Source organism: Colwellia sp. KU-HH00111, from assembly GCF_040362745.1.
In the GTDB taxonomy this organism is placed as follows: domain Bacteria; phylum Pseudomonadota; class Gammaproteobacteria; order Enterobacterales; family Alteromonadaceae; genus Colwellia.
This window is the reverse complement of sequence record NZ_BAABWO010000001.1, coordinates 959535-972220: the sequence shown is the minus strand read 5'-3', so window position 1 is coordinate 972220 and position 12686 is coordinate 959535. Positions and strand designations below refer to the sequence as shown.

9 protein-coding genes are annotated in these 12686 nt (G+C 37.4%); 8 read left to right on the top strand and 1 reads right to left on the bottom strand.

Going from position 1 to position 12686, the window contains the following annotated elements:
- Positions 1 to 168 precede the first annotated feature (168 nt).
- Positions 169 to 930: a hypothetical protein gene (locus ABXG98_RS04280; RefSeq protein ID WP_353537436.1), complete on the top strand. Its 762-nt coding sequence runs from the start codon at positions 169 to 171 to the stop codon at positions 928 to 930.
- Between the two features lie 2 nt (positions 931 to 932).
- Here the strand turns inward: ABXG98_RS04280 and yaaA are convergent, their stop codons facing one another.
- Entirely contained in the window at positions 933 to 1706 is a 774-nt protein-coding gene (gene yaaA / locus ABXG98_RS04275; RefSeq protein ID WP_353537435.1) for a peroxide stress protein YaaA, read from the bottom strand.
- A 237-nt stretch (positions 1707 to 1943) separates the two neighbouring features.
- Here yaaA and tal point away from each other — a divergent pair, with 237 nt between their 5' ends.
- The 7 genes from tal to ABXG98_RS04240 all read left to right on the top strand — a co-directional run bounded on the left by tal (position 1944) and on the right by ABXG98_RS04240 (position 12684).
- Positions 1944 to 2912, top strand: coding sequence for a transaldolase (gene tal / locus ABXG98_RS04270; RefSeq protein WP_353537434.1), 969 nt, complete (start codon positions 1944 to 1946; stop codon positions 2910 to 2912).
- An 86-nt stretch (positions 2913 to 2998) separates the two neighbouring features.
- Complete coding sequence (locus ABXG98_RS04265; RefSeq protein WP_353537433.1) at positions 2999 to 3244, top strand: DUF3545 family protein; 246 nt, start codon at positions 2999 to 3001, stop codon at positions 3242 to 3244.
- A 180-nt stretch (positions 3245 to 3424) separates the two neighbouring features.
- On the top strand, positions 3425 to 4237 hold the full coding sequence (locus ABXG98_RS04260; protein ID WP_353537432.1) for an alpha/beta fold hydrolase: 813 nt from the start codon (positions 3425 to 3427) through the stop codon (positions 4235 to 4237).
- Between the two features lie 268 nt (positions 4238 to 4505).
- A complete protein-coding gene (locus ABXG98_RS04255) occupies positions 4506 to 4955 on the top strand; it encodes a hypothetical protein (protein WP_353537431.1) in 450 nt (149 codons plus the stop codon).
- 180 nt (positions 4956 to 5135) lie between these two features.
- Positions 5136 to 6257, top strand: a complete 1122-nt coding sequence (locus ABXG98_RS04250) for an efflux RND transporter periplasmic adaptor subunit (RefSeq protein WP_353537430.1) — start codon at positions 5136 to 5138, stop codon at positions 6255 to 6257.
- A 33-nt stretch (positions 6258 to 6290) separates the two neighbouring features.
- A complete protein-coding gene (locus tag ABXG98_RS04245; RefSeq protein WP_353537429.1) occupies positions 6291 to 9578 on the top strand; it encodes an efflux RND transporter permease subunit in 3288 nt (1095 codons plus the stop codon).
- A gap of 31 nt (positions 9579 to 9609) precedes the next feature.
- Positions 9610 to 12684, top strand: a complete 3075-nt coding sequence (locus ABXG98_RS04240) for an efflux RND transporter permease subunit (protein WP_502901536.1) — start codon at positions 9610 to 9612, stop codon at positions 12682 to 12684.
- Positions 12685 to 12686 lie beyond the last annotated feature (2 nt).

The following is a 12686-nucleotide window of genomic DNA, read 5'->3' as shown; positions in this document are numbered from 1 at the left end:
TGCTGTATAAATGGACTAATCAATAGACTTTGAGGTGAAGCTAAGTTAAATATAGTGGGGTAAAGCTGCTTAATTTGCCTTACATAATAATAATAATGGTTTATTTTTTAACTTCCCTTGTTGAAGGAGCAACTCTGATAGAAGTTTTATTAATTGGTTGGAAATTTAATGAAGTATATTTATTTTGTATTTACTATCGCTCTAAGTTTGTCTTTTCCAGTACATAGCACAACCACTAATACTATAGAAAACCGTCAAGAAAGTATTCTCAGTGATTTATTTGATCAATTAATCAAGCGCCAAATCAACTCTAAAATGGCAATAGAAAAAAGTGTCAATGCCTTATTGGTGCGTTATCCTGAAAAAATTGATGCTGTTTTAAAAATCGCTATTACTAAATACCCAAATGAATATAAACAAATCATGTGTGGTGCCTTGCGTGCCGAACCAGCTTTAACTAGTGACATTATTGATATTATTCTAACGTCAAATTTAGCTGAAAGTTCTGATGTCGTTACTATTGCGGTGTCTGAAGAGCCTGGTTACACGCAAGAAATAGTAAGTAAAGCTGTTCAGCATGATCCCTTAGCTATAGAAAACATTATTCGGGTCGCACTATTAACAGATTCAGTGATGGCTAAAAATGTTGTTGGGGATTCAATGAAAACTTACCCTGAGAAGATGCTTGATATTCTCACTGTTGCTATTACGTCTTTACCTGAACAAGTCGTTAGCATGGTAAAGACCGCTTTAAGAATTTCACCTGACAATGTCAATGTGATCAGTACCGCGATAAATTCCTCGTCTAGTGATAAAGCGCGTGAAATTGTTGAAGCGGCGATAAAATCAGGTATATCAAAAGAATCTGCAATGGCAGCAGCTCTGGCAGGTGGAGCCAAACAAGCTGACATTGCTAAAGTAGAGCAATAGATTTATTCCTCTTTGCGCGTAAATACCCACTCATTGCCATGCGTTAACTCACTATTAAATTGATAGCCTGCTAAATCAAAAGCTTTAATTTTTTCACTATCAGTGATTTGATTTTGAATAATATAGCGAGCCATTAAACCTCGCGCTTTTTTTGCAAAAAAACTGATCATTTTATATTGACCATTCTTCCAGTCTTTAAATTGTGGTGTAATTATCGTTGCATTTAATACCTTTTTATTTACCACTTTAAAATATTCATTTGAGGCCAAATTAATTAACATGTTATCGCCTTGTGCTGCTAATGCATAATTTAGCTCATTGGTGATGATATCTCCCCAAAATTGATACAAATTACTACCGCGAATATTGTCTAGCTTGGTTCCCATTTCTAAGCGGTAGGCTTGCATTAAATCCAGTGGTTTTAGTAGACCGTAGAGTCCAGATAATATTCGAAAATGTTGTTGCGCAAAGCCAAAATCTTCATCAGTGAAGGAATTAGCGTCTAAGCCACTATAAACATCACCATTGAAAGCTAAAATAGCTTGTCTTGCATTGTCTGGGGTAAATGGCTGAGACCACTCACCAAAACGTGCGGCATTTAGCCCCGCTAATTTATCACTTAATTTCATAAGCGAAGCTATTTGTTCAGGTGAAAGCTCTAAACAGCGCTCAATCAGAATTTCACTTTGCTCAAGTAATGTAGGCTGACTCGTTTTTGTGGTTGCTAAAGGAGATTCAAAATCTAATTTTTTTGCAGGAGAAACAACAAGTAACATAATATATTTCAACTCTGGAAGTTAGTAATACCAATAAGGGCAAACTATAACATAGGATAAATGTATACCCAAGCTGTCGCCATGATTGATACTACTAGAGAGCGAGTGATTCACAGAGAATGTTCAAAAAGGTAAAACAAATGTTTTCAAGGGGGTACATTTAATAATTTAATGGTGTAGTATCTCCTCAACTAAACCCTTTTTTTATCACTTTTAGCAAATTCTATAGGTATTTCCATGACAAGTTCCTCCTCTCAATTAGCACAATTAAAGCAAATGACCACTGTAGTTGCCGATACTGGTGATATTGAAGCTATTGCTAAATTTCAGCCACAAGATGCTACAACTAACCCTTCTTTATTACTAAAGGCAGCCGCATTGCCTTTGTATAAAAATTTGCTAAGTGATGCTGTTGTTTGGGCAAAAGAGCAATCAAATGATGCTAAACAACAAGTTATTGATGCTGCGGATAAGTTATCAGTGTTAATCGGCTTAGAAATCTTAAAAACAGTTCCTGGGCGAATTTCAACTGAAGTAGATGCACGACTATCATTTGATACCAGTGCTTCAATTAGCAAAGCTCACAAGTTGATCGCAATGTATAATGAAGCAGGGGTTAGTAATGATCGTATTTTAATTAAGCTTGCCTCAACTTGGGAAGGCATTAAAGCAGCAGAACAACTTGAGCAAGAAGGCATCAATTGTAACCTCACTCTACTTTTTAGTTTCACCCAAGCAAGGGCTTGTGCTGAAGCTGGCGTTTTCCTAATTTCTCCCTTTGTTGGACGTATTCTTGATTGGTACAAAAAAGATACTGGTCGTACTGAATATGCAAGTGATGAAGATCCCGGTGTAATTTCTGTGACCAACATCTATAACTACTACAAAGCTAAAGGCTACAACACCGTTGTTATGGGAGCTAGCTTTAGAAACACTGGCGAAATTTTAGCACTAGCGGGCTGTGATCGATTAACTATTAGTCCTGATTTGATGAACGAATTAGCAAATAGCACTTTGCCCGTTAAGCAACAACTGACTGCTCAAGCAACTAATACAAATGAGCCTACTGAAGCTAAGCTTACGGAACAGCAATGGCGTTGGCAGATGAATGATGATGCTATGGCTACAGAAAAATTGAGTGAAGGAATTCGTAACTTTGCCATTGACCAAGTAAAACTTGAAAAGCAATTAGCCCAGCTTCTGTAATAGAGAAAGCTGTTCAGTAAAGCATCATACCGAGTACGTTTAACGCACATTTTTTTATAAAAAATGTGCGTTTTTTATTTGCATCAATGAAAAAATATGATATTAAAAAAGGGCAGTTGATTTATGTTTTTGCAGAAAAACTATTAGGGGATACTTTTATGGATAATTTAAGCCACGTTTTAAAGTCAGTTAGTCAACCAGCCAAAGAAAAATCAGCGCCAAATAAAAAAAGAAAATGGCGTGAAATAGAACTTTTAAGAGATAAATTTCAACTTGAGAAAGAGTTAAGAATATACGAAGACTCTTTAGAATACATGTTGGAAGAATTTTAATTTAACTCTGAATGTTCATATAATCAAAACCCAGCTTAGCTGGGTTTTTAATGCTTTTCCCACTAAGACACTCGTTCTTATACTGATTTCAAGCTAATGTAACAAAATCAATATTGACAAAATTCAAACAAGCGTTTAAATTCTAATTGTTAATTATTCTCAATAATCAGTTACCTCCTTATGTCAAAAACACTTATTAACTTTGTTCATGCAAATGGCTTCCCTGCAGGAAGCTATCAAACCCTGTTCAACTATTTACCCGATCATTATCAAGTTATCGCTCATGAAAAATATGGTCATAATGATAAATATCCAGTTGAGAACAATTGGCAACCTTTAGTAAATGAACTTATTGCCTTTGTTAAACAAGAGCTAAAAAATACTCAGCAAGAACAAGTTATTAGCGTTGGACACTCTTTTGGAGGAGTGATTGCCTTCATTGCCGCTTGCCAACAGCCGCAATTATTTAAAGGCTTGATCATGTTAGATCCCCCTGTTGTCACGGGTGGCACAGCCTTTGCGATGAAGTTTTTAAAAAAGACCCGCCTTATTGATAAATTTAGTCCTGCAGGTAAAGCTAAAGTTAGACGGACACAATGGCCTTTAAACACAGATATGGTTAAATTATTTTCAAGTAGGCAGTTGTTCAAAAACTTCGATCGCCGCTGTTTAGCTGATTATGTCCGCCATGGTATTATTGAACGCAATGAACAACTAGAACTAGTGTTCTCTGCACAAGTTGAAGCTGATATATTCAGAAATTTAGCTGCTAACTTGTCTAGCTACAAAAACCAACTAAAGATACCAGCAAACTTGATATATGCGGATAAAACAGATGTATTACCGATAAAATTCTTTAAACGATTTACGCGGTTAAACAAAAACATCGAACTCACCATGACTGCTGGTGGTCATATGTTCCCGTTAGAGCAACCTGAAAAAACCGCGCAATTAATTTCCACTACGCTAAAGCAACAACAGAGCCGCGATTAAACAACATCATATAAAATCAGTCTTGCTCTTTTTGTAGTTAGCAATGAGGTTGCCTGTAAACAGCAAAAAAATGACGGTTTAGCTCTGAGCAAGTTTTTTACTAATTTAATGAAAAAAGCTTAAAGTTAAAAAGCAAAAGACAACAACATTAAACCATGTTTTACAATTAGTTAGTAACATACAAAACAGTACAAAACCGTCAAAAAATCAATTGGCATAACATTTGCTCTTTCATAGTTTAGAAACTATTTTGCTGTGAAGGTATGCTATGAAACCCCTTAATTTGTTTGCGTCTAATTTATCTATTATTAAAAGGTGTATTAGTTTACTGTTTTGCTTTTCAATAGTTGCTTGCAGCAGTACAAAAGCTGTTAACCAAGACTATTTTTCAGATAATAGTAAGGTGAATGACGTTATCACCGATCGTGTTAGCTATGATAAGTTCGCTCCTGTTAATAAAACGACCATGAAAAAATCACTGCCCTCTGATCACTATTTAATGATGACGCTATTAAATAGGACAATAACCGCAGACCAGGCAATGATGTTAACTTTTGCTCAACAAAAACAGCAATTATTTGAAACCCCTTATCCTGATTATGCAATTCAAATAAAAGGCGAGAAAAGCGATGCTCACTCAACTCATAAAACCGTTAACGCCTATGCTAAACTGATTTCGCTGGACATTAATGCCGTTCGTATTACAGCCCCTAAATAATAATTAATAATTTACTTAAAAAGTAGGGAAATTCACTAAAAAATTAACCTTATTACACAATTAATTTTCACCATCTCATCCTAACAATTATAACCTGTTGTTATATAAGCATTAATACTTGTTGGCATAGCCTGTGCTATTTTTTAGATAACTAAAATAGTTCACCCTATGGACCAGCGAATGAAAACTATTAACACAAAAACAGCACTATTAATTTCACTTTTTACTTTTAATGCTATTTTTTTAGCTAGTTGCTCAGAAACAACAGCAACAGTAGCAACAGAAACCGAAAAAGAATTTGCTATCCCAGTTAGTGTTGCCAGTATTGAGCGTAATAATATTTCATCTAACTTTCACACGACTGCAACTCTAGAATCACGCACTGAAGCTGACATTATTACTCGTGTCACTGGGATTATTGAGCAATTAAGCGTTGAAGAAGGTGACTATGTTTACAAAGGCCAAGTCTTAGCTGAAATTGATCCTCGACGCTACCAACTTGCGCTTGATAAAGCCGATGCAGAACTTGCCGGAATTAACCAAGAATTACAACGCTTGTCTTTAATGGCAAAGAAAAAACTAGTGAGTGCTCAGGCATCAGACAAACTTAAGTTTCAACATCAAGCAGCTGTTGCTGCCCGCAAACTCGCGGCACTTGATCTACAAGATAGTCAGGTTGTTGCACCTATATCTGGCTTCATTTCGCACCGTTATGTAAAAGCAGGCTATTTTACTCAAGGATACCAAAAACTGTTTCATATTGTTGATGCAACCAACTTACAAGCGGTTGTTTACTTACCTGAGCATCAATTAAGTAATGTAAAATTAGATCAACAGGCAAACCTGAGTTTTAGCGCTCGTCAAAATCAAATATATCAAGCGAAAGTTCGCTCTATTTCCCCGGTGATTGATCCAAATAGTGGCACCTTCAAAGTTATTTTGTCTATTGATAACAATGAACAAGAATTGAAGCCGGGTATGTTCGCACAAATAGCCCTTACATTTGCCACCCACCATAACACATTAACCATCCCCAGCGATGCCATTATAACGCTAGATAACAACAGTAAAATATATTTAGTAAGAGATAACAAAGCTGTTGAAGTACAAGTAAACAAAGGTTTTATTGAAGAACAACTGACCGAGATAACTGGCGATATCAAAGCAGGGGATTTAGTTGTAGTCAATGGTCAGCATAACTTAAAAGCTGATGCACGTGTTGAAGTACTCAACGGTGATCCATCCACAAAGGCAGATAGCGCACTTAAAACTAATGAAACCGCTATTGTAAAAGCCCATTAACGGCTCATCACAACAACTATTTAAGGAATAATAATGAGTATAGTTGATACTGCTATCAAACGCCCTGTCACTGTGTGGATGTTTACATTTGCCGTTATTTTATTTGGTTTAGTTGGTCTGTCTCGACTAGCTGTAAACTTACTGCCCGAATTAACCTACCCAACGCTCACCGTGCGTACTAATTACACTGGCGCGGCTCCCGGAGAAATAGAGCAATTAATTACCAAACCAATTGAAGAAGCCGTTGGTGTGGTCAAAGGACTACGAAAAATAAGCTCTATTTCCAAAGCGGGTCAATCTGATGTGTTGCTTGAGTTTGAATGGCAAACAGCTATGGATATCACTAGTTTGGAGGTGCGTGAAAAATTAGACTTAATCACCCTACCCTTAGATGTTGAAAAGCCACTTATTTTAAAATTTAACCCTTCATTAGATCCTATTATTCGTCTGGGTTTGCAAAGTCAGGATAACTCAGTCGCCGCTTTAACTAAATTAAGAACCTTTGCCGAGTATGATATTAAACGCCAGCTTGAGTCTTTATTAGGTGTAGCTTCAGTTAAGCTAGGTGGTGGTCTAGAGCAAGAGTATCACGTGATTATCGAACAGCATAAACTGGCCCAATTAAACCTCACAAGTCAGCAAATCATTAATCGTATAAATGCTGAAAATATTAATATTTCTGCCGGTAAATTGATTGATGGTAATACCCAATATTTAGTCCGTACTCTCAATCAATTTACCAATATCACTCAAATTGGAGAACTAGTTGTATATCGTAAAAATGATAAAATAATCTATTTAAATGATATTGCAAAAGTTATTGACGGCTACAAAGAGCGCACTGACATAACACGTATCAACGCAGGTGAAGCCGTTGAACTAGCCATTTATAAAGAAGGGGATGCCAATACCGTACAGGTTGCAAACTTAGTCAATAAAAAACTCAATGAGATTCGAAAAACTACCGGTGATAATTATCAACTTACCCTAGTTTACGATCAATCAACGTTTATCAGTAATGCTATTAGTGAAGTCAAATCTGCCGCTATTGTTGGTGGCTTGCTCGCTATGCTAGTGCTGTACTTATTCTTACGTTCAATTATACCCACCTTGATCATTTCACTTTCTATTCCAGTATCAGTTATCGCTACCTTTAATATGATGTATGGCAGTGATATTAGCTTAAACATTATGTCACTGGGCGGAATTGCGTTAGCAACAGGTTTATTAGTTGATAATGCCATTGTTGTGCTTGAAAATATTTCTCGCTATAAAGAGCAAGGCTTAGGTGTTATTGAAGCAGCAACAAAAGGCACAAAAGAAGTCAGTGGAGCAATCATAGCATCTACACTAACAACACTTGCCGTATTTGTGCCATTAATTTTCATTGAAGGCGTTGCCGGTCAATTATTTGCAGATCAGGCCATGACCGTTGCCTTTGCATTAATTGCCTCTTTATTAGTCGCACTCACGTTAATTCCGATGCTAGCTTCAAGGGAGGTAAAACTGCAAGCTCAGTCAATAGGTGAAAGCACAGATACAACTCCCGCTTCTTTTAAAGAACGATCAGCATCTGAAAAAATTACTTGGCTACTTGCAATGCCTTTCAAAATCATCTTTATTTATTTACCTATGTTGGTGATGCGACTGATTTTATTAATGTTTCACGGCCTGAGTAAGTTGTTATCATTAGTGATGAAACCATTAGCCAATGGTTTTAATTACCTTTTTGAAGTGTTAAGCAACGTTTATCAAAAGTCTTTATCAATAGCACTCAATCATAGTATTAAAACCTTGATAATCACTTTATTATTTGCAGGCTCTGCGGCAATGATCTTGCCAAAAATTGGTGTTGAATTACTACCGCCACTCTCTCAAGGTGAGTTTTATTTCGATTTAGAATTAGCGCCAGGCACGCCCTTAGCAAAAACTGATCGAGCTATTAACGTGATCGCGCAAAAACTGCAAAGTGACAATAGAGTTAAAAGCACATACTCATTAACAGGCCGTGGCAGCTTAATGACCAGTAGTGCTAACAAAGGAGGTGAGCATCAAGCACGTTTACAGGTCATGCTACACAATAGTACTGACGAAAATGCCGTAATGGATGACATCAGACAATATGCGCGTAATATTATTGGCGCTGCCACCTCACTAAATCGTCCAGAGCTATTCACCTTTAGTAAACCTATAAGTATTGAATTAGCGGGGTATGATTTAGACGAATTAAAACAATATGCTAAGCAACTTACACAACTTATGGATGAGTCACCAAATTTTGTCGATGTTACCAACAGCCAACGTAAAGGACAGCCAGAGCTTGCTATTCATTTTAATCAACAAAAAATAGCACAATTAGGTCTAAGTACCCCAGATATTGCGCGCTTGCTAGCGGTTAAAATTGGCGGAAATGTTGCCAGCAAATATACTCTGTTAGATAGAAAAATTGACATTTTAGTGCGTAGCGACATAGAAGAGCGTGACTCAATTAAAGACTTACAAGAATTAATTATCAATCCTGGCAGCAACTACCCTATCACACTAGCGAGTATCAGCAGTATTACTGAAACGGTTGGACCTGCTCAAATTAATCGCATTAATCAGCAACGTGTTGCCGTTATCAGTGCCAATATTGCTGTTGGTGATCAAGGTAGTGCGATTATCAGCGCGACAACATTAGTAGAGCAGCTTAAATTACCTTTTTCGGTTATCGCTAACTTTGGTGGTCAAAGTGAAGAAATGCAGCAGTCATTTGATTCGATGATTATGGCATTAACCTTAGCGGTATTTCTAGTTTACTTAGTAATGGCTTCACAATTTGAGTCTCTATTACATCCACTGTTAATACTATTTAGCTTACCATTAGCTGCAGTTGGCTCTATTTATGGCTTATTTCTAACTGGTACTAATATCAGCGTAATCGTCTTTATTGGTTTGATCATGTTAGCCGGTATTGTCGTAAATAATGCCATTGTTTTGGTAGATAGAATAAATCAATTACGCGCCCAAGGGTGCGATAAAATTAGTGCCATTGAGCAAGCTGCAATATCACGTCTTCGTCCAATTATAATGACCACACTAACAACTGCTTTAGGCTTAGTACCTATGGCTATTGGCTTAGGTGAAGGGGCCGAATTAAGAGCGCCTATGGCAATTACTGTGATCAGCGGTTTATTGTGCTCCACCTTTTTAACGCTAATTGTGTTGCCTGTTTTGTATCGATTATTTGATTTTAAAACATTTGATAGCAAAGACATTAACGTAACCCCCGCTATTCAAACTAATGGCAGCAATGATTTAGCGGAGGTTACTCGTGTCTAATCAACCAATTGATAACAACGATAAACAAGCAATGAACCTAACAGCGCTAGCATTAAAAAAACCAGTAACCACATTAATGCTATGTTTAACTATGTTACTAACGGGCTTTGCTGCAACGCAATTGTTGCCCTTAGAAAAATGGCCTGGAATTGATATTCCTGAAATGATGATAAACGCGCCCTATCAAGCATCTACCCCCGCAGAGGTTGAGCGCTTGGTAACCAAACCACTTGAAGAAGCGTTATCAACCATGGGTGGCATCACTCAATTAAACTCAACATCAACTGAAAATGGCGCGCAAATAGGTATTGAGGTCGAGTGGGAGCGTAGCTTAGCGGGTAAGGCAATTGAGGCAAGAGAAAAAATTGACGCTATCCGTCACCTGCTCCCTGATGATTTACAGCGAGTATTTGTTTACCAATTTTCAACCGCTGACATGCCTATTCTGACGCTACGAATATCAAGTAAGCGAGAACTTAAAAATAGTTATCAATTATTGAATAATTATTTGAAAAAGCCCCTTGAGCGTTTAAGTGGCGTCTCGAAGGTTGAGCTTTACGGAGTTGATCCCAGGCAGATATCAATCCGTTTGCTAAGCGATAGAATGGCTAGTCATAATATCGACATTAAACAGCTAACCTTAATGCTTAGACAGCAAAATTTTACCATTAATGCCGGCTCGCTAAAATCAGAGCAAGCAAGTATCCGCATCAGTCCTAAAGGAGAATATACTAAACTGCATGATATTCGTGCGTTGCAAGTTAAAGACAATGTATATTTAGGTGATATCGCAACAGTTGATTTTGAACAACCTGAGCGAGTTGATGGTCGTCATCTTGATAGAAACTACGCTATTGGGGTGAATATATTTAAAGAGTCTAGCGCAAATTTAGTTGAAGTAGCAGGCAGAGTCGTTAGTTTAGTCGACAACATCAGTGATACTCGTCAATTTGAAGGTGTTAATATCTTTATGATGGAGGATCAAGCCAAAGGCGTGACTAATTCTCTAGGTGATTTATTAACTGCTGGCGGCATTGGCGCATTACTCTCATTTGCTGTTCTATATTTATTTATGCGCAACACTACCGCCACTTTATTGGTAGTTGCCTCTGTACCCTTCTCTATTTGTATCACACTCGCTATTATGTACTTACTTGGTTATTCCCTAAACGTTTTATCTATGATGGGCTTATTATTAGCCGTGGGGATGTTAGTGGATAATTCAGTGGTTATTACTGAGTCGATTTCTGCACAGCATCAAAAAACACCGAGCAAAAATAAGCAAGAGAAAATCAACAACATTCTAAAAGGCGTTGATAAAGTATCACTGGCCGTAATGACAGGTACATTAACCACCATGATAGTATTTTTGCCTAATATTATAGGCGAAAAAGTACAGTTAACGGTATTTTTAGAACATGTTGCCATTGCTATTTGTATCTCACTAGCAGCATCATTATTAATTGCTAAAACACTACTACCTTTATTATTAAGTAAAATATCACTAGATAAACTAAGTAATACTCAAGCTAAAAAAGATAAACCAGCACAGAGCCGTTTTCAAAACCATTATAAAAGCAGCTTAAATTGGGTGTTAGCCCACCCTAAAATTACCGGCGTTGCTGCCCTATTTATTTTAGTGAGCACGGCATTTCCTATGGGGGCAATCACTTCGGATAATAAGGATAATCAAGACGGCACGCGTTTATTTATGCGCTATCATGTTGAAGGACAGTTTCCCCTTGAGCATGTTGAAGCTATGGTCGACCGTTTTGAAGACTATTTATATAAAAATCAACAAGCATTCTACATTGACTCAGTTTATAGTTATTACAATGGCGAAAGAGCTTCTTCAACGTTATTGTTGAAAGAGGATCGTGATATTTCAATGACTGAGTTGAAAGAACGCATTAGAAAAAACATGCCAAATTTTGCCGAAGCAAAGCCCGACTTTGGCTGGCAAAGCCCTAAGAGTGGCGGCGCAAGTTTAACACTGGTTGGGCCTTCAACCGATTTATTAGTTCAACTTGCAAATCAAGTTGTTCCGGTATTAGAACATATTAACGGGCTTACTGATGTTCGCAGCGATGTTTCTCAACATCAAAAAGAAATGGTGCTAATTATTGATCGCATTAAAGCAAGTCACATTGGTTTAGATTCTCAAGAAGTTGCACAAGTAGTGGGCACAGCATTACGTGGCCTTGAGCTAAGGAGCTTTCGTCACGATCCAAACGGTGAAGTAAAAATACACCTACTTTACGACGAGCAATTAAAGTACTCGCTCAACCAACTGAAGAAGTTACCCATTGTGCAAGTTGACGGTCAAACGATCACTTTAGAAAATGTTGCTGAATTTAAAGTCCAACCTAGACTGACGTCAATTTATCGAGAAAATCGCCAAACAGCATTAACCATTGGCGCAAATTTAAGTGACATTACCATGGAGCAAGCACAAGAACGTATAACTCTTGCCATGGAATCAATCCATTTACCCGAGGGCTACAGTTGGAAGTTAGGGCAAGGCTTTAACCAGCAACAAGGTGACCAACAAATAATGATCATTAACATGCTACTTGCTTTAGCAATGATTTATATTGTGATGGCAGCTTTATTTGAGTCATTACTTTTGCCCGCCGCTATTATTAGCTCGATCATTTATTCTATTGTTGGCGTATTTTGGTTCTTCTTTATCACAGGTACCAGTATGTCGGTAATGGGGATGATAGGTATTTTAATTTTAATGGGTATAGTGGTAAATAATGGCATTGTTTTGATTGATCAAATCAACCAAATGACACCAAAAATACAAGATTTAGAACAAGTGATCAGCAATATTTGTGCAACTAGGCTTCGCCCTGTATTAATGACAGTTGCCACAACTGTGTTAGGCATGATCCCACTTGCCTTAGGCTCAACACAAATAGGTGGCGATGGCCCTTCATATTCGCCGTTAGCAATCGCAATTATTGGTGGCTTAACGTTCTCAACAATCACTAGTTTATACCTAGTGCCATGGTGCTATTTAGTTTTCACCAAAATGGCGAGAAACACCAGCATAGGCTTTTACCATGCCAATCTGTTTGCCAAGCGTTTAACAAAAAGTTAATT